Here is a 24,820-nt window from a genome sequence, read left to right as displayed (position 1 = left end):
AGAGCGTATTCACTTGTGACGGCCCCGCTCGCGCCTCGCGAAAATGAGCATTTCCTCAGGCGAAACGCTGGCTGTGCGGGCACAGGAACGAGCAGGCTGCCCTAAAAAGGAAAAGGCCGCGGAATACTCTTTGAGGACTGCTGACGACGACGCGGCCGGGGGACCTGAACCGGCGGAGCATCGGCCGGCACATCGCTGACCAGCGCGTCAACTTCGTCGACGGACGACTGGCCCGAGGCGTCTACGACCCGCGTTCCATCGCTATTGAGAGTCAACGGGGTCAAAATCAATGTCACGGGCCGCAATGGCTGTCGACGTTCGAGCCCCCACTCCCTGATCAGCCGCTCCCGGTCTTCGCTGGTCAGATCCGGAGACAGCCAGGAGTCGTCCCCCTTCTTCCAGCCCACCACCTTTCCGGCCAGATATGCGATCTGATGCGCTGCCAGCGCGGGAATCCGCACGTCGCCGCCAATGACTCCGGTCAGATTCAAAGGATCCGCCGCCGAGATCACCACCAGCTGCGAGCGGTCCGTGGATTGACGAATCCCCCGCAGCTCACGAATCGCATCACTGAGTGCGAACTGTTCTCCTCCTACCCCACGGATGAACCGCCCCCCGCGCAGCTCTCCGCGCGCTTCGAGCCGGCGATAAATCCGGAGCAGCTGCCACCACGGCGGTGCTAACGGTTCCCGAATCGCCAGTTCCCGGAAGACCACTCCCCAACGCCGGAGCAGTTGCCAGGCCCACTCTTCGGCGATCTCGTCAGCAGTCAGTTCGCACGGAATGCGGGGGACGACGTTCCAGCGCCCCATGCCGGCGGTCGCCTGTCGGGTTCGTCGAAAGCGGGAGGGCAACCCGGCAGGGTGCGAAGCCTGATCCGCCCGAATCAACTGTCGCAGTCCGGCAAACCCGTCGGCGGTGATCCATCCGGAGGAGGCCAGTTCTCCGAGCAGGTCTTCCAGCTGGGATGGAAGCTGCCGAAGACGTTGCTGCAGGTCGCTGCCGAAGAGGGCTCCATCGCTCTCCAGCAGTTCGAGAATCTCCTGTGCGGAAGCAGACAGTTCGTCGCGGCAGCGCTCAGGTGATTTCACCATCAACCAGTGAGCATCACTTCTCAAGAACAGAGAGACCGGAATCGCCCGGGTCATGGCGGCCATCGGGCGACCAGTCGATTTCCTCTTGCCCGGAGCATCCAGCCGAGCCCAGCTCACTTCACCGGAAAGGGAGAGTTCATCCAGCCACTGCGGCTGATAGTCCTTGAGCCGCACCGCGAGCAGATGCGGTTCCCAGGCCCCCGCCGGGATGTCGATCCCCTGCAGTTGCGAGATGACCTCGTGCAGGCCGTCACTCCCTTCTTTGCGATAGCCGGGAACGGCCCCCTGATGACGCGCCAGAAATTCCAGATAGACTTCCGGCGGGACTGCTTCGATTTCCTGCCGCAGCCCGGAAATTGTCCTTCGATGAATCCGCGCGAGCAGGCGGCGATGGCACCATTCGATGCCGGGAGAATCGCTGTCGACCGCTTCTTTGCCCGGCGTGAATCTCCCTCGCAGTACGAGCCCTTCTCCTTCGATCGCCTCCAGCGAGGCAAAGATCCGGTTGACGGGAATTCCAAGAATCGCAGACAGATCGAGCGCGGTGATCGGACCCGATGTCTCCAGCCAGCCACGCAACAATGTCACGAGCGACTCCACCTCGTTCCATTCCCGCTGCAGGTGCGGCGGCAGCTGGATCTCTTCAGTCAGTTGAATTTCCGGATACAGACAGCGAATGGCAGTCCAGCACTCGGTGGCAATCCAGGCCGCCTCAAACCCGCACGGGCTGGCGGTCGAACTTTCCGCAGCATCGTCCGGAGCGAGAGCTGTTCGAAGTCGGGTGATTCGAACTGCTCTCCCTGCTTCGCAAAGCGATTGAAGATGCGCTGCAAATTCTTTTTCCTGCAGCCAGCAATGCGGCACGGCATCTCCGCCCACAGCTGAATCCGTCGCCACCGGCAACAGCATCCGGCTGACAAGCACATCGTGGAGTTCATCGGCATCCCGCAGATCGGGAGCCGCCTCCGCAATCACTTCGGCAATAGCCCGGGGATCGAGTCGTCCCAGATCTTCGACACCTTCCACGCTCAACGAGCGTCGCGTCGCCACCGCCCGCGCACGCCGTTCCTGTGCTTCTCCTCCATCCAGAAACGCATACGGGTTGGCGTTCAGCAACTCGTAGGCAAAGGGTGACGGCTCGCGGGTATCGCGTCCCACCAGCGTAATCTCACCCATCTCGATCTTCTGCAACACGCCGCTCAATCCCTCGATATCGAGAGCCTCGAACAGGCAGTCCTGCATCGTCTGCTGCACAAGCGGATGATCCGGAATCTCATGATCCCCGACAATGTTCTCCTGACAACCGGTCAGCTTCGGAAAGACTGCCGTCAGGGTGTCTTCGGAACGGAACCGTTGCAGCGCGGGAGGAACCTTCTTGGAGTTCCGCATTCTCGCGACAAATAACGACCGCGTGACGTTCCATCTCCAGCGCAGGTGAAACATCGGCACCACCAGCAACGCCTGCTCCAGCAGATTCCGGACGTTGTCGGTCCGCATCATGGGGAACAACGATTCGATTGGAAAGCTGTGCTGCGGGCCGAGTGACAGAATAAAGCCGTCATCATCGGCCGTCGCCTGCAATTCAAAATCGAACGAGCGGCAGAACCGCTTACGAAAAGCGAGCCCCCATCCTCGGTTAATGCGACCGCCGAACGGGGCATGCACTACCAGCTGCATCCCTCCTGATTCATCGAAGAAACGTTCGAAGACAACCCGGTTCTGTGTGGGGACCAGCCCCAGTGCAGCCCGCTGGGCCGCCAGATACACGACCGTCTGAACTGCGGCGAAATGGCTGCAACAGGTCTCTTCAATCAGAAATTGAACCAGCGCTGATCCGCCGGGGACACCGGGAACTTCATCACTGATCGGTGAGCTTGCCTGCTCTGCGGCAATCAGGCGTTGTTCCAGTTCTTCCCGCAGCCGCGAAATCTCTTCGGACAGTTCGATGGTGCGGCCGGGTGCTTCACCACGCCAGAACGGAATCGTCGGTGGCGCCCCCTGGGCATCGGCCACGAGCAGGTCATTCCCCCGCAAACGCTGGATGCGCCACGATGAGTTGCCGAGCAGGAAAATATCGCCGCTCATGCTTTCGACGGCGAACTCTTCATCGACCGAACCAACCACGGTGTTTTCATCGTCGAGGACGACCCGCACCGTGTCGACTTCGCCAATGGCTCCCCCATTGCTCAGCGCCGTAATCCGCGCGTTCCGGCGGCCACGGATCCGCCCCTGAACCTGGTCATAGTGAATAAACGTCTGCGAGTGTTCGGCGTTCTCGGTCAAGCCGCGACTGAGCATCTTCAACGTCTGCTCGAACCTCTCCCGCGTGAGCTGACGGTAAGGCCAGGCCCGCCGCACCATCGCAAACAGGTCATCGACCTGCCATTCCTCCACAGCGACCTCAGCCACGATCTGCTGCGCGAGAATATCCAGCGGAGCTTCGGGAATCGGTGTGACATCGAGTCGACGCCCGCGGATCGCCCGCAGCAGCGCCATGCACTCCACCAGCTCATCCCGCGTCAAGGCCACCAGTCGACCTTTGGGGATCAGCCCCAGAGCATGTCCCGAGCGACCGATCCGCTGCAGAAAGGCCGAAATAGCACGCGGAGACCCGATCTGGATCACCAGATCGATGAAACCGACGTCGATCCCCAGCTCCAGAGAAGAGGTCGCCACCACTGCCTTGAGCTCGCCATTTTTGAGCTGCTGCTCCGTCTTCAGACGAATCTCTTTGGAGAGCGACCCGTGATGGCTGCTGATCTGTTCCTCCCCCAGTAACTGCGAGAGTTGGTGCGTCAACCGCTCGGCCAGTCGGCGGGTATTGACGAAAATCAGCGTGCTGCGGTGACTGTTGATCAGTTCCACCAGCCGCTCGTTCACCAAACCCCATTGATCGTGGGAACAGACTGCCTGCAACTCGGTGGGGGGAATCTCGATTCCCAGGTCGAGCTCGCGGACATGTCCCACATCCACCACGCGGCAGCGAGGTGCGGTCGTTGCGGCCTCGTCATCGTCCGCCGACGGGGAGCCGACCAGAAACTCCCCCATCCGTTCAATGGGCTTCTGCGTCGCCGAAAGCCCGATTCGCTGAAGTGGCCGACCGACCAGCGCCTGCAAGCGTTCGAGTGACAACGAGAGGTGCGAGCCCCGCTTGTCGCGAACGAGCGCGTGAATTTCATCGACGATGACGTGACGCACGGTCCGCAGGACTTCCCGTCCCCGCTCCGCGGTCAGCATGAGATAAAGCGACTCGGGAGTCGTTACTAGAATCTGCGGAGGTCGCTTGAGAATCTGCGCCCGCTGTGACGATGTCGAATCCCCCGTTCGCAGACCGGTGCGAATTGCCGTCGCATCAATGCCCCATGCCTGTGCGAGTTCCTGAATCTCCTGCAGCGGTCCCTGCAGGTTCCGCTGCATATCGTTCGAGAGAGCGCGCAGTGGAGAGACATAGACCACTTGCAACTCGGGCTGCAGCTCCCCCGCGACCGCTTCTCTGAACAGCCGATCGATGACCGCCAGAAAGGCGGTTAATGTCTTTCCGCTCCCCGTCGGTGCGGAAATCAGTGTATGTTCGCCGGCGGCAATGTGCGGCCAGCCCAGCTGCTGAGGCTCGGTTGGCCCGTGAAACCGGGAACGGAACCACTCCTGAATGACAGGATGGAACAGAGCCAGCACATCTGCAGCAGGATTCGAATCGATGTTCAAAGCCGGCCACCTCGCAAGTCGGGATTCATCCGTTCAGTATGACGAATCCCGATCCGGCAAGAAAGCGCACGTCGCCAGAACAGGCGACCGCGTCTCCCCCTCCCGAACGGAGAACAGCCGATCTCGAGGAGAAGTGGCCCACATCAGTCCGAATCAATGCAGCGATCACGGGCCCAACCCGCACTGCACTTCACGTGCAAGTGACCGGCCCGTGATAGGAAACCGGACCGCTGGTCCGGACTTCAACTGCACGGCGGAAGGGACACCTGAAGCGCCCCTTGGCGAATCTCAGAGCCCGATGCGCCAGCGAGAGTCTGCGTTGATTCTCATCAAGCCGCAACGCTCAAACAAGGGAGGAATCCTCGACGCTTTCGTCGAAGGCGAACATTCCGACTTAGCCGACCACGGGCGAGGCCGCGACAGTCGCCGAAGCTTCAACCCGCTTCATCTGGGCCAGACCGAGCGGGCTGAACAGCAGACCCGAGAAACCGACAGTGCTGATCAGGGCGTTGCGATAAAACGGCAAGCCAGCCACATACGCCTGCATCAGTCCATTCCAGTCTCGCGAATAACCAATCGTGGAATCGAAGTACCAGGTGGCGGCGTTGGTCACCAGATAGAACAGCGTCGGACCACCGACGGCGGCAGCCAGAATTGTCAGCCAGTTACGACGCTGGCGAACCAGCAGGCCAAATCCGCAGATAATCAGCAGACTCAGGTAGCTGAAAGCGAATCCGGGATAAATGGCAAACCGGAATCCCTCGGTCAGCCCGTACTGGGTGGCGGAGATGGTTCCGATCGCAAGGTCCGAAAGGAATGAGGCAAGCAGAATTGTCCCGGCAGCCAGCCGCAGATTGCTAAACAGGGCCATTCCGAAGATCGCCAGTGCCGGCAGCAGGGTGATTCCCCACGGATACCCCTGAATCAGCTCGAGACCCAGCAACTGCCACAACTGACCGGCGGACCAGGCCACATCCACCTGCTCGTAATGAGCCGCCCAAAGTCGCTGATACGGCAGAATCTTCAATCCCACAGCAAGCAGGACGAGAGCAGCCAGGAATTTCTTGTTCGGTTGATACATGGGTCGCAAACGAGTTGGCAATTCGGTTTTCGGAAGCCGCGTATCATAACAAAGCGAATTCCGGATGCGAACGTCCTTTCACGTCAAAATGGATGGATCCGTGAGGCTGCGGAATGTGTCCCTCCGCCGCGGTCCTTCTACTGTGATGCCCTCCACGGTGGAATCCACCCCTTTCAGCCTCCGTCCCCCAATGGAGATGATCACCGCCCAGCAGGGGACCTGCCCTAGTCCACAATCAGGGCAACTTTCAGTTCGATCGACTTGAGGTCGGCCCGGTTGGTCTCGATCAGCAGCGTGCCGGGTTGCGGCCGTAGCCAGGCCCCGTGCGGACTCTCTTTCGGCACCTCAATCTTCATCGTGTAGAACTCCTTGGCCGCGCCGGGAGTCACGGTTTTGGGTTCCAGAGAGACCTTCAGGAATCCCGGAACTGTTTTCACGCTGGTGAACTTCAACGGCTCGCTGCCAGCATCGACCACCAGCGTCACCGAAAACGTTTTGCCGTCACGCGCCTTGACCGTTTTGAGGTCGAGCAGCCGTTCGACAGAATACCAGTCCTTGTACACGATCATCAGCGGCCCCGCTTTTGTCGCGGTGATCGGCAGGGTAATCGTCGGATAGTCCGCCAATGTCGTATGGAACGTCACCGACTCTGACAGAGCCGGTTCCTCGCCCGCTTCCACGGTTCCGGAAATCTCATAACCGCAGAGAATTTCCGGAGTCTCAGTCGGATTGGGGGGAATCGGAAAGGCAGCAATCTTCACCCGGTCTGACGAGGTTTCCACTTTGGTAATTTCAAAGCTGGGAATGACACCCGAGACAATCGCCCCATGCAGTTCGGCCGGACGTTCGGCGTAGATTGTTCCCAGCTTCCAGCCATGTTCCGGAGTAATCGTCACCTCTTTGAACATTTTGCCGGCGGTGATGAACTTGATTTCCGGATTCGCAGGGTCGTTCGTCCAGATCGTCGCCGACTGGGAGAATTCTCCCTCTTCCTTGGGTGTCCACTCGAGATGCACCACCCCTTCCCCCCCCGGAGGAATCTCTTCTTCACGCAGTCCGCTCAAGGTGCACTTGCACTGCACCGGCCCCTTCGCCAGCTTTAAGGGAGCGGTCCCCGTGTTCCGGATCTTGAATTCATGATTCCCGGTCTTGCCCAGGGCCATCCGGCCAAATTCCACGACCGGATGATCGGTCTCGACCTTGGGAAGTGACTTCGCAGTCGCATCGAGCTTGAAGGGATTGCTCGTATGACCGGGAGCCTTGTCTTTCTCGGCTTCCGGATCTTCTACGGCCTCCGTGTCCCCTTCCAATTCTTTGACCCCTTCGTATTTGCTGGAGGCGGACGAGAGCGTCACCTGTTTGACAGTCGGCTTCAGCTGCTGCTGAATCAGATCCATCTTGGAGATCACGGAAATCACGAACACCGAAAGGATCAGTGTCGCGACGGCAACGAACACCTGCCAGAGTTTCATAGTAGAAGGCTCCTGAAGGGAATGAATGGTCGATTCTAAGATTCGCTGCTCCCCGAGACCAGCGATCAACGCCCTGTGATCGCCGTGCAGAACCTCCCCCTTCGGGGACACTGCTGAAACGTCGGCCTGCAGCAGGAAGAGGACGAAAGCAAGCGTTCCGGTCGCCCCGATCCCGACCGCAGCGCCCGTGCAGGCGAGAGGGGCCGGGCCGCCGTTCCGGTGACTACCGTATGACGCGGACCCGCGAGAAATCGGGGAGGCGGACATGCCGAACACTCCCCCCCCAGCTGATCTCTCCCTGTCGGGAAGGGAGATGGACAAACAGCGGTTTGCCGATCAGCGACGACCGGGGAATCCCCGGAACTTTCCAGCAGCGACTGTCAACGGAGACCGGACTGTTGTCCCCCAGCACGAAGAACTCATCTCCCTGCAGTTCCGCACGGTCGTTCTGTTTCGGCGTGTAATAGACATCGCGATACAGGACCAGTTCGCTCAGTTCGAACGTGACGTTCCTCGCCCCGATGCGCACAGGCCGCTGCACCGGTAACGGCGCTTCGTGGGCTTCGTAAGCGAGCGGCGTAAAGACTTCGCTGCCGTTGATCGCGCAGAGCACCTGATGGTCGATCAATGAAAAATCGATCTGCAGCTCGTCTGCCGGACTCGTCCCCGCCAACTCCACGCGCTGCAGCGGAACCGCGCTGACATCGGACCACAGTTCCAGTGTCCGGGAGGAGGGCTGCAGCACCACACGAAAGGCACAGCGACCGTCATTGAGTTCCAGTTGAAGATCTCCGGCTCCGGTCAGATCCTGGATCCGCAGCGAGACCATGAAATCTTTCAACGGATAGAGTTCCAGATCGCCACTCGCGTTGTACCCGTATTCATCGTAGATCGGCGCCACGTGCGACTTCTCGAACAGCGCTTCAATCGCCGCCGCAAAGCGGGGCTGATCGCTTCCGGCCAGCCATCGCTGCCGTTCAAAATCGGTGAGGACGCCCCGGCAGGTCAGCATTCCCGCTTCATACGTCACGTTGGAAACCGCCGGATCTGGAACTTGAAGCTCGGAAGGCCAGTCCGGCAGAGCAACGCTCGTCAGATGAGTTCCTCCCGCGCGAATCCAGTGACGGTATTCCAGCCAGTCGGGCGAACCTGCTATCGGAGCTTCATTCGGTGACGACTCGTGGCCGCGCGAATAACGGACGCGTCCGTCGAAAAACGACCAGCCCGAACGGGTCACTGCCGGTTGCCAGCGAGAACGCCAGTCCGGATCGGTGTCTTGCGGTTGGTTGTGGAGGTCGGAAACAGGAATGCGCATCGCCTTTTGTACGAGGTACGGTTTGCGGCATTGCTGACCATTGGCCCAGATCTCCCCATGCCGGACTTCGATCCGCTCGCCCGGCAGACCGACGACCCGTTTGACGTAGGCCTGCTGCGGATCTTCCGGATTCCGGAAGACGATCACCTCCCAGCGATGCGGGTCTCGAAATTCATACGCCAGTTTTCGAACCAGCAGCTGGTCCCCCTCATTGCGGGGGATCGCCTGCGTCATAATGTCGGACAATCCGCAATTCGGGCAGCACGTCTGCTCCAGATCCCGCGGTGTCGACTGGGGCCCGGTGGAGGCAATCGCCCCGGCAGGGTGGTCGTCCTCGGTCGCGGCTCCCCTGGCGAAGCGGTAATGACATTCCGGACAGATCACCCGCCGATGGTACCCCAGCAGCGTCGGGGCCATGGAACCGGTCGAGATCATGAAGCCCTCGGCTGCGAATCCGCGAAACAGAACGACCGCAACCGCAAGCAGAATCAGGGATTCCGCCGCTTGTCGCAGCAGACTGGTGATGCGGAACGGGGCGGCTGCGGCAGGCATTCAGGGCAACCGTAAGGAGGAAGGGTGAATGCGCCAATCATAGCGGTTTGCCCGGTTTTGTCGATATTAACTTGCGAAGTCTGGGGGCCTTGCGAGCCTTCATTCGCCCGCCCCCAGACGTCAATCCTCCGCCGAGAACTCGACTGTTTCACCCGCCTGGTCCTGACCTGCCAGCTCCCGGACGAGCCCCTCCACGTGCCGGGAATCCCTGATATCAAAAAAACCTTCTTCTGAATGGGACGTGACCACAAAGTTTTTCTGTTGCTGCATGATCATCGCGGGGATTCCAAAAGTGACATCCCCCGTCCCATCTGGACGTTGTGTCCGTTTGATGGTCAGGAACTGGTGCGGGAGAAACGAACTGATGCGCGTCGTCCGGATTCCGCTGATGATCATCGCCCGCCGGTCCGTGACCACATAGACCGTTCTGCGGGTTCGGAGGAGTTGCCAGTACGGAGCGCTCATCATGCCCAGCCCGATACACAAAAAGGGAATGCCGAACAGGGCAAAGAAATCCTCCGGCCGTTGAAGCCGGGGAAACCGGAATCCGGCCGCCGCGAACATCCAGAACATCGCAAAGCCGGTGAAGGGAATTGAAAAGAGGACGACCGGAATCGTCCGCAGCATCTGCCGGGCCGCGAGCGGTTGCCCAATCCAGACCACTTTCTCACCCGGCGACAGTTCCTCTTCGACGAGCCGCCGCTGCTTCTCAGGAAGTTGATAAAGGTCGTTTTCGTACATCAGCCACTCCCTGTCCGCCCTTCCCGATGCCCCGCCCGTCGCTCATTAGCATGAGAGCAGTTTGTATTAGAGCAGATTGCTCGTTCCCATGCCCGTGGAACCCGGTTTCCACTGGCTCCAGCGCACAGATGCGCAGGGCAGCAAGTGGTCAATCAAAAAACGAAATTCTCGTGGCCCGGTCCGCTCCGAAAAAGCAATCTCTCCCACGGGCCGGCACGGCGGGGATCCTCTCCCGGAGCGGAGACAGTTACGGAGCGTGAAGGGAGCCGGTAAACTGGGATCGCGATGGACTGTCCTCCGGAGCACGAGGCGTTGGCCCCAGAGCACGCAGCGTCGGCGAGTGCTGACACGTGTGTTCCCACCAGGACACCACAGGGCGACAGGTACCGCACATGAACTTCCTCGCTCCCTTCTTTCTGATTGCCGGTGCTGCGGTCGCACTCCCGATCCTGTTCCACCTCATGCGTCGCACTCCGCAGGGGAAACAGGTTTTCGGCAGTGTGATGTTCCTCTCCCCCTCCCCCCCGCGGATGACCAAGCGCAGCCGCATCGAAGACTGGTTGCTGCTCCTGCTGCGGGGCCTCGCCTTCTGCCTGCTGGCGATTGCGTTTGCCCGCCCGTTTCTGCGGGCTCAGGATCAGGTGACCGATCCCGCAGAACCCCGACAGCGGATCGTGATTCTGCTCGATACTTCGGCCAGCATGCAGCAGAGCGGCTTCTGGGAACAGGCCCTCGCCGCCGTCCACGAAGTCACGGATCCCCTCAAGGAACACGATGAAGTCGCGCTGGTCGAATTCAATGAAGGCCCTCGTGAAATCATCACCTTTCATCAGTGGAACACCGGCCCATACGGCAGCCGAAAAGCGCTGCTCGAAGAACGACTGGTCGCCATCAAACCTGCCTGGGGTGTGACCAATCTCGGAGACGCACTGATCTTCGCCGCAGACGAACTGGAATCCGACACCGCCAGCAGCACCGCCACGAAGCTGGTCGTTCTGATCTCGGACCTGCAGGCCGGCAGCCGCTGGCAGTCGCTGCAGGGGGCGAATTGGCCACCCCATCTTGCCGTCAGACTGAAACAGATCAAATCCCGATTCCCTGGCGGGAACGCAGCGGTTCAGCCGGTTCAGGATGACCAGGGGGAGGGGGACGGCATCCGGCTTCGAATCAGCAACACTCCGGACAGCCGCCGCAGCAGCTTCACGCTGCACTGGTGCCACATCGAATCGGGGAACCCGCTCCCGCAGGAGCAGGCCGCTGCAACAGTGCTGGTTCCGCCCGGCGAGAGCCAGGTCATTCGCCTGGCGATGCCAGCAGGAACCTCACCCGCAGGAGCCATCGTCCTCAAGGGAGACGATGTCCCCTTCGACAACACCTGCTACATCAGCCAGTCGCGGATGCAGAACGTGGACGTTGTGTTTCTGGGGCCCGAACTTGAGCAGGCGACTCCGCAGAGTCTCCAGTTCTTTCTGAATCCGATGTTCCCGACCACTCCTCGTCGTCAGGTGCAGATCGTGCAGTGGAAGCCGGAGGAGAACGCCCCTCCCATCCAGAAAAACAGCTCGCCATTTCTGATTGTTGGGACGACACCCACCCCGCCGCAGCTGGAATGGATGCGCCACCGGGTCGCACAGGGGGGACAACTGCTATACGTGGCACAGACCCCGGAGCAGGCGGAAGAGATCTACCCGCTGCTGCAGCTGCCGAAGTTTACCGTGAAAGAGGCGGCCTCCACGGACTACGCGATGATTCGTTCCATTGATTTTGCGCATCCCGTTTTCAGCATCTTTAACGATCCCCGCTTCTCAGATTTCACGAAGGCCCGCGTCTGGCATCATCGCATCTTTAACACCGAGTCCCTGCCTGGGTCGAACGTGCTGGCTCGACTGGATGATGATGCTCCGCTCCTCTGCGAAATTCCGCATGGACGGGGGAGAGTCTTCCTGCTGACCTCGGGATGGAATCGTGATGACAGCGATCTCGCGGTCTGGAGCAAGTTCATCCCCCTGATGAATGGTCTGCTCGAATATGCCCTTGCCGCTCCACATCAGTCCGAGCGGCGCCACGTCGGTGAGACCTTGAACCTCGCGTCACTTGGACTGCCGGGGCCGACTGCCGGGTTTACGCTCGTCAACAGAACGAACCCGTCTGCCCGCACCTCACCGACGACCGCCCATGCGGCTCTCAAAATTTTCCCGAAAAACATGGAGGTCAGCACGGCCGCTCCTTTCCTGATCACGGAGCCGGGGGTCTATCAGTTCGCAGAGTTCCCGGTCGATCCCAAGGCTCCGCCTGCGGTCACGGTGGCGGTGAATCTCGATCCCGAAGAATCGAAGACGGAGCCGCTCGCGCTGGATCTGCTCGAAGCCGCCGGCCTGCGTTGGGCGAGCGAACTTGCTGGGCCCGAAGATCGTCAGTCCAGGCTGTCAGAGCAACGACGCCAGATGATGAATGAAGAACTGGAAGGTCACCAGAAGCTCTGGCAGTTCTTCCTGATCGCAGCCCTGCTGGCGCTGATCGCGGAGTCATGGCTGGCACAGCGGCGAACTCGTGCCCGCGTCGCCGTCTGAGGAATTCCACTGCAATGGGATGCGGCAACCTGCAAGTGTGCCCCGTCATTGCCGAGTGTTCAGGAATTGAGACATTCTGTCAGCGCGATGTGAGGTTCACAGCTGACACCTTGGGCCCCGCGACTCACGGGAGGATCTCGACGAGCCGGGGCAGGCCTGTCAAAAAGCGATTGCCCCGAAGTACCCGGTTGCGGCGGCAGACAGACGCGACGACAGCAATTTCGCGGGGGCGGCGGGATGTGCGGGTGCGTTACGGTCGCAAAAAAACGCCCCCTGCTTTCGCAGAGGGCGTTCGATCTTCAACGTTCAGACTGACTTCAGGCCGAGGGCCGTCCCTTCGCCGGATCCCGCAGGCATTGCATAAAACAGGAGTCCTGTCGCACGCAGACCGAGCGGGAACCGGAGGTGACGATCGACACTACTTGTTGCAGCTATTACAGGCTCCACAAGCGGCACCACCGTTGCAGGCGGCACAGGGAGCACTGACCGGGACCTGCACCTGAATGGTCTTTTCGACCATCCGGCAGACCTGGACCTGGATCTCCTTCTGCACCTGAACCGGGACGTTGACGGTATAGGTTTCCGTCTTGTCTTCGGTCACGGTCTCACAGAGATTCACTTCGTAAGACTCTTCGCGGGTCTTCGAAACGTTCTCGGTGTAGTTCACAGTGCGGGTCTTGGTCACGGGAACCTGCTTGCACACCGTGTAGGTGCGGGTCCGGGTTTCCGGCTTGCAGACCGTCACGTCATAGGTGAACTCTTCCGTCCGGGCAACCTGCTTGCAGACCTTGGTGGTCGAAGTCCGCTCTTCCGGCTTGCAGACGGTCACGTTGTACGTGAACTCTTCGGTCCGGGGAACGAGCTTGCAAACCTTCGTGGTCGAGGTCCGCTGTTCGGGCTTGCAGACAGTCACGTTGTACGTGAACTCTTCGGTGCGTGGAACCTGCTTGCAGACTTTGACGGTCCTGGTCTGGACTTCGGGTTTGCAGACGGTCACGTTGTACGTGAACTCTTCGGTCCGGGGAACGAGCTTGCAGACCTTGGTGGTTGCAGTCCGCTGTTCCGGCTTGCAGACGGTCACGTTGTAGGTGAATTCCTCATCGCGGCAGACCGGCTTGCAGACGGTCACGGTCCGGGTGCGGGTTTCCGGCTGGCAGACAGTCACGCTGTAGGTGAACTGTTCCTGGGTGCAGACCGGCTTGCAGACGGTGTAAGGAACCTGCTCCTGCACGATGTTCGGGCACCACTTCTGCACGCAGCGGGTGCAGCAGGGGTTGCACGGATCAGCCACCTGCACCGTGGTCCACTGGCCCGCATCCCGACAGACCGTCCGATGGGCGGTTTCGGTGGTGTTGGTCCAGACGGGGCGTGTGCCGGTCCGTTCTTCCTGATGAGGAACAAGCACGGTGTAGGTCTGCTCGACCTGTTCCTGCACGGTGTCATACACCTTGCGGGTTCCGGTGCGGGTTTCCTGATGAGGAACCAGAACCGTATAGGTGCTGGTGACATCTTCCCAAACCTGATCGTTCACGGTGCGGGTACCGGTGCGGGTTTCCTGATGAGGAACCATCACGGTGTAGCTCTGCTGCACGTCTTCCCAGACCGTGTCCACGACAGTGCGGCTGCCGGTACGGGTTTCCTGATGCGGCACCATCACCGTATAGGTGTTGGTGACATCTTCCCAAACGGTATCGTGAACCGTTCGGCTGCCGGTGCGGGTTTCCTGATGCGGGACCTGCACCGTGTAGGTGTTGGTCACATCTTCCCACACGGTGTCGTAGACCGTTCGCGAACCGGTCCGCGATTCGGTCACCGGCACGTAGACGGTGTACTCCTGAGAACGCTCTTCTGAAGCGGTCTCGTACACGGTGTAAGACTCTTCCCGGGTGCGCGGCTCGGCTTCCCAGTAAGTGACAGTGCGAGTACGGGTTTCCGTACGGGGCACTTGCCGACTGACCTGATAAGTGCGAGTCCGTTCTTGAGGTTGATACTCTGTGACGGTGACAGTGCGAGTTTCCGTGACCAGTTCAGGTGCTGTAATGGTCCTCTCGACTGTCTGCATTTCGGGAGCACAGGCAGTGGTTCCGCAAGCTGCGGTCCCGTATCCTGCTGCTACCGTGCCACAGGGTGCCGGACAACAGCGTTTGTGGCGACGATGCCACCCCCTGTCACCCGCTTCCGCATCCACTACCACCAGGGCCATGGCCACTGCTGGCAGTACCAAGAAAAGTCGTCTCATCAGTCATTCTCCCCATCACTTAAGTAGATCCTGCGGTGGCCAGATGCCGAACGACCCGCAGTTTGCGCACGTGTCGACCGCAACTCCGAGAATTCGAGAATCAGAGAAGCTCTCGCACTAAAATGTAAACCTAGGCTATCTCAGGCAGTTTGGGGCTTTAGACAAGATAAACCCGCACTTTCAGCGTCGCAAGAGTCCAGTTATGCGAATTCAATCGTTTTTCATGTCATTTTCTTTCCGAATTTTGGCCTGCCATGCCTTTTTCGGTATTGTTTTGGCGTACAGCCGTCCGAGTGCAAATGGCGCGCTCTTCGCCGCAGAAAATGAGGTACGCCCCCTCAATCCCCCCCAATCGCTGATCGTCAAAACCCCGCGTGCCAGTGTCATGGCGGGAGAGAAGACTGAGGCCAGTGCCCCCCTGGGCTCGCTGATTTCCGCCACACACGGGCGGGGCCCGTGGCGGTTCTCGCCCGAATTTCAGGGATGGATCCACGAAACCGATCTCATCCCGATCGATCAGGCTGTCGGTCAATTCACCACAGAGATCGAAAGGGAACCAACCGCTCAGGCCTACCATCTCCGCGGCATCGCCTGGATGAGCCGCAAGGACTTTCGCAAAGCGGTTCAGGACCTCGAACGGGCTTACGAGCTGGGAGAGAGTGCTGTTTCGCTGCACTTCAATCTGGGACTGTGCTACCTCGAACTGGGACACGAGTCGTCGGCACTTAATGAATTTGACTCCATCCTGAAGGCCTACCCCGATGAGGTCCCGGCCCGGCTGGAGCGCGGCAAGATTCATCTTCAGAAAGGACACTTTGAGACCGCTCTCAACGACTTCACCAGCGTCATCAAGCTGGTTCCCCGCAGCGATGAAGCGTTCGCACTCCAGGGAATCGCATTGAGAATGCAGGGGAACTACGACGGCGCTGTCGTCGCCTACAGCCGGGCGCTGGAGCTGAATCCGAATGACGCCGAGACCCTGAGCAACCGCGCTTACGCCCGCAAATGCCTGGGGAACTATGAAGTCTCGCTGCAGGACTATGAGGCGGCTCTCAAGCTGCAGCCTGACAGCGATGAAATCAAGAACGATCTCGCCTGGCTGCTGGCAACCTGTCCGGACGAGAAGATCCGTCAACCGGCCCGTGCGGTGGAATTGTCCAATGCCGCATGGGAAGAGAGCGGAAAAAAGAACGCCGATTACGCCGACACCCTTGCAGCGGCCTATGCGGCCCAAGGGAATTTCCCGGCTGCGATTGAAGCAGCCGCGCTGGCTGCCACCCTGCTCCGCGATCAGCCCGGGCTCCCCCCCGTGGAAAGTCGGCTGAAAGGCTATCGCGCACAGCAGCCCTACTATGAGTCTCGCCCACATGCCAGCGCTGCCTCAGCACAGCCGGCAGCCACTCCCGTCGACACCGATGACGACGAAGCTCCCCCCGCACCAAAGGATGCGAAATGATCCGAGGGTGGGCATGACTTCCCATACTTGGGGGAAGACGGCGGTCGCGTCGGCAGAAGTGGTCGATTTCAAACCCTGATCGAGTCACCGCATGGCGGTCTGGTTCTGCCAGCTCGCTGCTGTGCCGGCGCGGCAGGCATTTCGCAAGTGCAGGTTGCTCTCTCCTGTCCTCGCGCAGCAGACGTTACGTGTCACGAAAAGCTCATTGCCGCTTGGCGAGAACACGAGTACAGAAAGCGGCGTCAACTAGCGCACGGAGAGTCGGCCGGAATCTCAATTCGCTGAGCACACAGAACAGCAGGCTCAGCTGCTTCCCCGTGACCCGTGACGTTTCCCCCCGACAGTGACACAGCTGTCGATCCCGATTTTTCTTTTGAACAGTCCCGAAGGAGCCCGGAAGAGATCCGGGCACTCACTTGTAATGACTGTCCGCCTTCCCGAGACGTACGCCTACCGCTTGCTCCGTTTGTTCTTCTTGTCTTTGTTGAACTGGCGGGAGGTCTGACCTTCGGTCTGGTGCTTGGCCTGATCAGCCGCGTCCAGAATCTTTCCCAGCCAACCAGGAGCTTCGAACTTCTTCTGCTCCGGCTTCAGCGTAGCCGCACCCGCCGGCAGAATTTCGACATTCCCAGTTTCGGAGATCATCTTCCCCGTGGCGGAAACTTTCTTCTTGAGCAACTGCCGCTCGACCATGCTCCACAGGCTGGATGCGATGAAGTAGATACAAAGTCCGGCGGGGACGCGATAGAAGGTAAACAGCACGACAATCATCATGACATTCATCATGTTGTGCTGCATCCGCTGCTCTTCCGACATGGCCGGGGGCATGGTCAGTTTCTGCTGCAGGATCATCAGGCCGACCGCCAGCAGGGGGAGCAGGTTGAACTCCGTCCAACCGAGCCAGGGAATGGAGAAGCCCCCCGGAAACTGAAACAGCGCATCCGGCGCCGCCAAATTCTTGACCCACAGGAATGTCGACAGTCGCAGGTCAACCGCATGGTTCAGCGCATTGTAAAGACCTAACAGAATCGGCAGCTGAAACAGTGCCGGCAGACAGCCGACCATCGGGTGATAGTTGTACTTCTTCTGGAACTCCCGGTATTGCTTGGCGAATTCTTCAGGCTGACCCTTGTACTTATCCTGAATTTCCTTGAGCTTGGGGGCGAGAATTTTCATCTTCTCCCCCTCAATGGCCTGTTTGCGGGAAATCGGGAACATCAGCCCCCGCACCACAACAGTCAGCAGAATAATTGCCAGCCAGTAAGGCAGCCGAAGCGAGTGGAACGTGTCGAGCATCCACAGCATGACTTTGGAGACACTTCCGAACCATCCGAGTTGAATCACCGCTTCCGCAGACAAAGGTGACAGCAGCTTCGGCCGCTTGGGGCCAAAAAACGTTTTGAAGTCGAGTTTGACTTCGCGGCCAGGCGGAATCGTCACCTTGTCCGATTCCATTTCGAGGGTCACCTCGCTGCGCTCGACCTTGGGCGCCTTGAACAGGAGTTCCGGCTTCACCACGACGAAATGTGAATTGGGGACTGCGTTGGCGGGCTGTTCCGCCTGATATTGTGGAAAAATCAGCGCTGCGAAATATTGATCATCCGCCCCGGCATAACGGACCGGTTCACGCCATTCCGGCATCGGCTTGCCGTTGGGCTGCTGGGCGTTTTCCGCATCTTTGGCGATGGTCGCGGCGGTGACATTGATCGGTGTCACCTTGCCATCCGGATCGATCGTCGGCTGAGTCGCCAGTTTCAGCTCATGAAACAGACGGGTGTTTTCTGCGTTCTCCAGCGGCAGGCCCACCGGCCCGGTCATCGAGTAGGTTGTATTCACAGGAGCATCGGAAAGGTTCCGGATGCTGAAGACCAGATCGAGCAGATATCCGTTTGGGGAACTGTCGCGCTGGGCGACCGGCACCTTGTTGATCCGATACGCCTTCTCGACTTCCAGATTCCCGTTCGGCGAACGATAGCGGAATGTCGCGGAGGACTCGTCCTGGCTGACCACTTCCCAGTCCACGGCATCGAGCGACTTGCCGAAAGGCTTCAGCTGTTCGTTGATGGCCGAGACTGCGGTATCAAAGGTCAGCGGGACCGGGCCGGCACCGAAATTCCGCAGCACGGGGTTACCGACGATCTTAAGCTGTTCACGCCGATCGAGTGTCTTGTACCGGGGATCGGTCAACGTCACCGAATCCACCGCTGCGCCGAGTGTCGTCAGCGCGGGTTGAATGAGGTAGCCCTCCCCGTTTCCCGCGTCAAACCCGGGCTCCCCGAGAACGAATTCCCGATGAGCGTGGTTCGCCAGTTGAGCCGGTGCTTCCGCAGATTTCTGTCCCTCGCCAGCAGGAGGGGTGGCCCCCTCTTCAGCGACAGCGACTGGTCGTTCCGGCTGCGCGTTCTTCCCCTTGGGAGCGGGGAACATATTGGGAAACAGCACCGGTGCGAACTTGAACCAGAGCAGCATGAAGCCCATCGAAATGAAGAGGGGCATCAACGGCATGGGGCGACGCTGCGACATAAACCAACATTCCAGCCCGCACTGCGGCGCTGATCCTTATTTTACATTGCCAAACACTTGAGCGTTGGTGAGGCGCCATTTCCGGTTCGACCGAAGTCAGGCTGTCACAAATCAAGTGGAGCGGAGTTTTGCTGCCTCACGCCCTCCAGAAGCGAATCCGGTCTCCACCGGCCTGTTCGACGTGCTGCAGCATCAGTCATGGATTGTAGAGTATCCCCCGTCCGCCACAAGAAACGGGGGTTCTTCCCGAGCTGCAAATTGCGATCACACGCTGAATCAGAGTCGTGGGGAAGATCTGCGTCCGATGCCCCGGCCGCACCGATCACACCAGAAACGCATCCCGTGACTCTTCACACCAGGGGAACTTCCGGTGCCGAAATGACTCCCAGTAAGGAGAACGGAGCACTCACCCGGGCAGGAAGGCACCAACGCCGACGAGGAGCGGAAAGAGAGTCACAACAGCAGGGCAAACAACCGCCAGAGCCGGGACTTCAGCGACCATCCCGCAGGCGGTCACCGAGGAAATTATCGAGATCCGGGATGGGGTAGATCTTGGCGATCGTCTTTTCGAAATCGTAGGGAACCCGGCGGAATTCCACAGAATTTTCATGCAGCAGCACGTACGACGAACGATTGTCGTTGTCGCGAGGCTGCCCCACGGAGCCGACGTTCACGAGGATTTTCTGCTTCCCAAGTTCCAGTTTGAACCCGAGCTCGGGCGGAGTCAGGAAGTTGTAGTCTTCCGTGAAAACACCCGGAATATGGGTGTGCCCCTGAAAGCAATACTGGTCGACCAGCCCGAAGATTCGTTCCATCTTCCGCTGGTTATAGACGTCTTCAGGGAAGACATACTCGTTGAGCGGGTTGCGGGCGGAACCGTGGACAAACAGAAACTGGTTCTCCCGACGCATCCGGGGAAGCTCTCCCAGGAACTCCCAGCGCGCCTCGTTGCTGGCAGGATCTCCCGATTCCAGCATCTGCCGGGTCCAGAAAATCGCCCGTTCCGCTCCCTGATTGAAGCCTTCCGGGTCGAACAACGCCGCCTGGTCATGATTCCCCAGAATCGTGACCTGGCAGTTCTTCATGACCAGATCGATGCATTCACGCGGATTTGGACCATACCCAATGATGTCTCCAAGACAATAAATCTCAGAGACACCCGCGGTGCGAATGTCTGCCAGAACGGCCTCGAGCGCTTCGAGATTGCCGTGAATGTCACTGATAATCGCTCGCAACCGTCGATCTCATTTCGTGTTACGAGGTGATGGAGATTTCCCTGCTACCGACGCTGCCCCGACTCACAAGTGTATGGTGGGTGTGGGAACAGGGTCAAGTTTGCACCGTGGAACGGAGATATCGACCGATTTTCAGTGTGGAACCGAGAAAAAAGAGTCGGGGGCCATGGTCGCAGCCGACATGCAGCAGACATGTCGATGATGCGAGTTGGGAAAGTCACACCAGACACAACGAACGCGGGCGGAATGGCCCTCGACCACCCGCCCGCTCTGTCAGGGACGTCTCCGAATTTCCGCTGGACTCAGCCACACCTCTGTCTCGTGCAGCGGCGCTCCGCCAGCAGTCCGAGGGAATTTGACTTGTGACGGCCGTCCTCACCCCTCGGATTTCAGCGTTTCATCATACGAAGCGCCTGCAGCGCGGAGACTGGAAGAGCAGCCTGCCCTAGTCGAGCAGATCGTTTGGTTCCAGCTCTTCTTCCCGAATCGCCTCCAACTTCAGCTCGACGGGAGAGTCTTTGGCCGGAGCCGGCTGTTCCGACTTGGCTGTTTCCGGAGCCGGTTCCTCTTTCACCGGCTCCGTCGCGGGTGCGAGCAGGGGCAGAGGTTGCGGATTCGGAGCTTCCGATTTCTCCGCCGGAACAGGCACAACCTGCGGCTTCAGGAAGACCGGCATCATGGCCGGGGCTGCTTCGACGACCGGGTTCGGTTTCAGCACAGCCGGGACCGGATCTTCGGCAACCTTGTTCGAGAGACGACGAACCGACTCCTGCGGCTGCTCGGCCACACGTGCCGGGGCCTTGGGAACAGGGGGCACGGCGGTCGAATGTGCCGGATTGCCAGCTGAAATCGGTTTGGCCGGTGAAGTCGACAGCAGAGGAGGTTCGCTCTTGGGCGTCGGCTGCTGAGCGGTCGGGCCGGTCAGGGTTTTCTGCTCCGGCGAAGCGGCCGTCCCGGGGGCAGCCTGAGGTCCCTTCTCGACCACAGACTGCGGAGCCATGCTCGCGGAGATCCGCTGCCGGTACAGAATCAGGGCGTGCAATGAGTGATACAAGCCGCCGCAGTCTGCCGGTTGCGAGGCGTTCCGGATCAGGTCGGTCGCCAGGGCCTGAACACCCACGCGAATCCAGTTTTCCTGCAGTTGGCTCTGCGGCAGCGCCATCATCAGCCATTCAATCATATGGCCGGAAGACCGGATCCGCTTATTGAAGTCGGTGCTGTAACCTCGTGCCTTGAAGAACTCGGTGGCGAACGAGCCGTCCCGATTCTGCATCGCACGGGCCGCAGCCACGTACTGCTGGATTCGCTGATCCGCTTCCAGCCAGGCTCCGCGAAGCTGGCCGTGAGTTTTCAGATAAGAGTTGCGGGCATATGCGAGGGCAAACAGCCCGTGGCAACCACCGCAGGGCCCTTCCGGGATGCGGGCTGCCGTCTGTATTTTGACCAGAGTTTCCATGCTCCAGCGCTGCCCCTGGGCATTGACCCATTCGGTTTCCTGATCGAGATAATGCGTCAGGAACCACAGGGTCCAGGAAATCTCTTCACGATTGTTGATCGCCATCTGGGCGTGCTTCACCATGTCGGCCATGGTGACCGTCTTGCCCCCTTCAATCTGAAACTGATGGGTCAACGGCGGATCGCACATCGAGATAATCGACAGCGTCTGATTCACGTGTCCTTCGAACTCATACGGCGTGCCGTTGTAAGCGTGGGCTTTGGCACCGTGGGGAGTCGCCTCGAACCAGAGGTCTCCCTTGAAACGGGCACCGTTGGAGATGAACTCCAGCGCGTTGACCATTTCGCCGCCGTTCTTCAGCGTGTATTCACCCCGCAGTGCGAGTAAGCCGTGCAGAATCTGCCACGGGGTATGCGACTGGAAGTCGAGGTGCCGCTGCTTGGTCAGGTTGATCGCCTGGTCGACCAGAGCCAGTAGCTGGCTGTCATCCGCCGCGATCGGCATCACCGCCGGCGGCGCATCGGAAAGCGGATCCACGTAACTCACAGCCTGCGAGATTCCGGGCAGCATCTCGTCCAGGACGTCGTAGTCCTGAGCGACAGCCGAGCCGCCCAGCAGACAGACTGCCGCCAGACAGGACAACTTCCGCCCGGTGCGGGACCGCGCAAATTCCTGAAGGCGGGTGAGACAGCGAGGAAGGAGTGGCATCTTTTTAAACCGGTGCAGTGGTGAGCCGAAAGGATGGCCAAATGGGAAACTTGCCGCATTTGGGAACGAGAGTCCGCCCCCTCCTGAGTGGACAATGCATCTAGCAATCCCTGCCGACGAACGAGCACTGTCAGAGAATCGGCTAAGCACGCGGCGGAGGCGACCGTTTTTTCACAAGTCCGCATATTCCTATCTCAATTCCGACCCGTGAAAGAATCATTTCGACAGAGGCGGAACGGGTGATCGCAGCTCATGAGCGAATCCGCGATGGCTGCGGTGGATTGGAAGGAAGTTCAATCGGCCTCCTGCTGCAGATTGCCACCGGTTCAGAACACCAGGCCGCGGGGGCTCCGGGTCATTCATCTTGACCCATTTTGAAGGCTGATCTACGTTTGGAACGATTTGCCGAACGCGGCCCGCTGAATGACGTACAATTCCCGGAACAGAATGCTCCGTTCGACGAGAAACCGGCCATTTCTGCCGGTCGTCTGAATGGAATTCACAAGGTAACAAAACACATGTGCGGCATTGTTGGTTACGTCGGTCATCGTGATGTCTGCAACTTCCTGATGGAGGGGCTTCATCGCCTCGAGTACCGCGGCTACGACAGTGCGGGCATTGCTGTCGCCGAACAGGGACACATCGCCATCCGCAAGCGCGTCGGCCGGGTTAAAGAACTGGTCTCGCTCCTCGACGAAGAACCGATCGCCGGCCACGTTGGAATCGGCCACACCCGCTGGGCCACCCACGGGGCCCCTTCCGATCTCAATTCGCACCCGCATCTCGGGGGTGATGGCGAAGTGGTCCTCGTCCACAACGGGGTGATCGAGAACTACAGCACTCTCCGCAGTCAGCTGCACCAGATGGGTTTCGTCTTTCATACCCAGACGGACACCGAAGTGGTCGCCCACCTGATGGCACACCACTTTCAGGAACAGATCAAACAGGGTGCCGACCCGACTGATCGCGAGACCTGCCTGAAGGCGGTCGAGATTACCCTGCGGAAGCTGAAAGGGACTTACGGGCTGGCGATTCTGTTTCGCTCCTGCCCCAATCTGATTATCGCCGCCCGCAACGGCAGTCCGCTGGTAGTCGGAATTGGCGACGGGGAATACTTCATCGCCAGCGATGCCAGCCCGCTCGTCGGCTACACCGAAGAAGTGGTGTATCTGGCTGACCACGAGATCGCCCTCTTGACCCCTGATGGCATGGAGCTGCTGCATCGCGACACCGGCCGCATGGCCCCTTCGGTGCGGGTCCTCGACCAGGTTTCCGCCGACACGGAACTGGGTGACTTCGAACACTACATGCTCAAGGAGATCTTCGAGCAGCCGATGACCATCGAGAACGCGATGCGCGGTCGCCTCGATGAGGAAGAGGCCACCGCCGTCTTCGGGGGGCTGAATCTGACCAGCCAGCAGCTGCGGCATGTCGACCGCATCGTGCTGACCGCCTGCGGCACTAGCTACCACGCCGGGCTCGTCGGGGAATACCTCATCGAAGAATTCGCCCGGATTCCGGTGGAAGTGGAATACGCCAGCGAACTCCGCTATCGCAACCCACCGATGTCCGACCGGACGATGGTGTTTGCCATTACGCAAAGCGGTGAGACCGCTGATACGCTCGCGGCCATGCGGGAATGCAAGCGCAAGGGACACCCCACATTGGCGATCTGCAATGTGGTCGGATCCTCCATCGCACGGGAGGCGGACGGCGGGGTCTACCTGCATGCCGGCCCGGAAATCGGCGTCGCCTCTACGAAGGCGTTTACTTCGCAAGTCACAGTTCTGACACTACTTGCACTCTTTTTCGGACGTATGCGGCACATGTCGTATCAGGCGGGCCGCAACATCAGCCGGGCGCTGCGCTCCATGCCCGAACACGTGGCGAACACCCTCAATTGTCACGAGAGCGTGAAGGCCATCGCGCAGAAGTACTATGACTGCTCCAACTTCCTCTACATGGGACGGCTCTACAACTATCCGGTTGCTCTGGAAGGAGCCCTGAAGCTCAAGGAAATCAGCTACATTCACGCCGAAGGCTATGCCGCGGCGGAGATGAAGCACGGGCCGATTGCCCTCGTCGATGAACGGACCCCGAGTGTGTTCATCGTCCCCAAAGGAGGGATCTATCCTAAAGTCATCAGCAATCTGGAAGAAGTCAAAGCCCGTCGTGGCCCGGTGATTGCCATCGCCTGTGAAGGGGATGAACGGATCGCGGACCTCGCCGATGATGTGATCTTTGTCCCCGCCGTCGATGAGTGCATGCAGCCGCTGGTCACCTCGATCCCCCTGCAGCTGCTGGCGTATCACATCGCCCTGCTCCGGGGGTGTAACGTCGACCGGCCGCGTAATCTGGCCAAGAGCGTCACCGTGGAGTAAATCGGACGAGGCGGTCACGCGGCGGCAGAGTCTGCGTGACCGTTTTTTCTTGCGCCCCGGCCTCCGTCAGTCCGCTCGCAATCACGGATGCGGAGACGAGTTCTCTCCCCCGACCGGGAGGCTCAATGACGTCCGAAGTCGGGCCGCGACAGTCGCATCAACGCCCGCTGAAGCATTCTCCGGCGGCCGAACTGGTCCAGCACCGAACGGACCCTATTATTGAGGAAGTGGGCAGGATCCTTTCGTCCGCCCTGCCGGTCTGATAAAACCGGAAAACGCCCATTTTCTCTTG

The 24,820-nt window shown here is 59.8% G+C and carries 13 protein-coding genes; 4 read left to right on the top strand and 9 right to left on the bottom strand.

Translation table 11 applies throughout. The features are described from left to right. Positions 1-101: 101 nt before the first annotated feature. The 5 genes from SH664x_RS04035 to SH664x_RS04015 all read right to left on the bottom strand — a co-directional run bounded on the left by SH664x_RS04035 (position 102) and on the right by SH664x_RS04015 (position 9,960). Positions 102-4,799: a DEAD/DEAH box helicase gene (locus SH664x_RS04035; RefSeq protein WP_437205251.1), complete on the bottom strand. Its 4,698-nt coding sequence runs from the start codon at positions 4,797-4,799 to the stop codon at positions 102-104. A gap of 394 nt (positions 4,800-5,193) precedes the next feature. After that, positions 5,194-5,880 carry a DUF6580 family putative transport protein gene (locus SH664x_RS04030; protein ID WP_437205249.1) on the bottom strand — a complete coding sequence of 229 codons (687 nt, stop codon included), beginning with the start codon at positions 5,878-5,880 and terminating at the stop codon, positions 5,194-5,196. Positions 5,881-6,104: 224 nt separating this feature from the next. Further along, positions 6,105-7,352, bottom strand: a complete 1,248-nt coding sequence (locus SH664x_RS04025) for a DUF1573 domain-containing protein (protein ID WP_437205247.1) — start codon at positions 7,350-7,352, stop codon at positions 6,105-6,107. Positions 7,353-7,575: 223 nt separating this feature from the next. After that, positions 7,576-9,219: a signal peptidase I gene (gene lepB / locus SH664x_RS04020; RefSeq protein WP_437205246.1), complete on the bottom strand. Its 1,644-nt coding sequence runs from the start codon at positions 9,217-9,219 to the stop codon at positions 7,576-7,578. A gap of 120 nt (positions 9,220-9,339) precedes the next feature. Continuing rightward, entirely contained in the window at positions 9,340-9,960 is a 621-nt protein-coding gene (locus SH664x_RS04015; RefSeq protein ID WP_437205245.1) for a hypothetical protein, read from the bottom strand. Between the two features lie 392 nt (positions 9,961-10,352). Here SH664x_RS04015 and SH664x_RS04010 point away from each other — a divergent pair, with 392 nt between their 5' ends. After that, entirely contained in the window at positions 10,353-12,530 is a 2,178-nt protein-coding gene (locus SH664x_RS04010; RefSeq protein ID WP_437205244.1) for a BatA domain-containing protein, read from the top strand. A gap of 418 nt (positions 12,531-12,948) precedes the next feature. On the opposite strand, the gene SH664x_RS04005 is transcribed toward SH664x_RS04010, so the two are convergent. After that, a complete protein-coding gene (locus SH664x_RS04005) occupies positions 12,949-14,769 on the bottom strand; it encodes a hypothetical protein (RefSeq protein ID WP_437205243.1) in 1,821 nt (606 codons plus the stop codon). A 223-nt stretch (positions 14,770-14,992) separates the two neighbouring features. Between SH664x_RS04005 and SH664x_RS04000 the strand changes: the two genes are divergently transcribed. Then, on the top strand, positions 14,993-16,225 hold the full coding sequence (locus SH664x_RS04000) for a tetratricopeptide repeat protein (RefSeq protein ID WP_437205242.1): 1,233 nt from the start codon (positions 14,993-14,995) through the stop codon (positions 16,223-16,225). Between the two features lie 91 nt (positions 16,226-16,316). After that, positions 16,317-16,475: a hypothetical protein gene (locus SH664x_RS03995; protein WP_437205241.1), complete on the top strand. Its 159-nt coding sequence runs from the start codon at positions 16,317-16,319 to the stop codon at positions 16,473-16,475. Between the two features lie 200 nt (positions 16,476-16,675). On the opposite strand, the gene SH664x_RS03990 is transcribed toward SH664x_RS03995, so the two are convergent. From SH664x_RS03990 to SH664x_RS03980, 3 genes are all read right to left on the bottom strand, one after another. Continuing rightward, complete coding sequence (locus SH664x_RS03990; protein ID WP_437205239.1) at positions 16,676-18,748, bottom strand: YidC/Oxa1 family insertase periplasmic-domain containing protein; 2,073 nt, start codon at positions 18,746-18,748, stop codon at positions 16,676-16,678. Between the two features lie 491 nt (positions 18,749-19,239). Further along, positions 19,240-19,983 (bottom strand): metallophosphoesterase family protein, encoded by a 744-nt coding sequence (locus SH664x_RS03985; RefSeq protein ID WP_437205237.1) that lies wholly within the window; start codon positions 19,981-19,983, stop codon positions 19,240-19,242. Positions 19,984-20,428: 445 nt separating this feature from the next. Continuing rightward, positions 20,429-22,147 carry a hypothetical protein gene (locus SH664x_RS03980; protein WP_437205236.1) on the bottom strand — a complete coding sequence of 573 codons (1,719 nt, stop codon included), beginning with the start codon at positions 22,145-22,147 and terminating at the stop codon, positions 20,429-20,431. Positions 22,148-22,665: 518 nt separating this feature from the next. On the opposite strand from SH664x_RS03980, the gene glmS reads away from it, so the two are divergent. Continuing rightward, positions 22,666-24,528, top strand: coding sequence for a glutamine--fructose-6-phosphate transaminase (isomerizing) (glmS, locus tag SH664x_RS03975; protein ID WP_437205234.1), 1,863 nt, complete (start codon positions 22,666-22,668; stop codon positions 24,526-24,528). The last annotated feature ends 292 nt before the right edge of the window (positions 24,529-24,820 follow it).

This window comes from Planctomicrobium aquicomposti (assembly GCF_051466325.1).
In the GTDB taxonomy this organism is placed as follows: domain Bacteria; phylum Planctomycetota; class Planctomycetia; order Planctomycetales; family Planctomycetaceae; genus Planctomicrobium.
The sequence above is the reverse complement of the archived record's forward strand: the minus strand, read 5'-3'. Positions and strand labels throughout refer to the sequence as shown.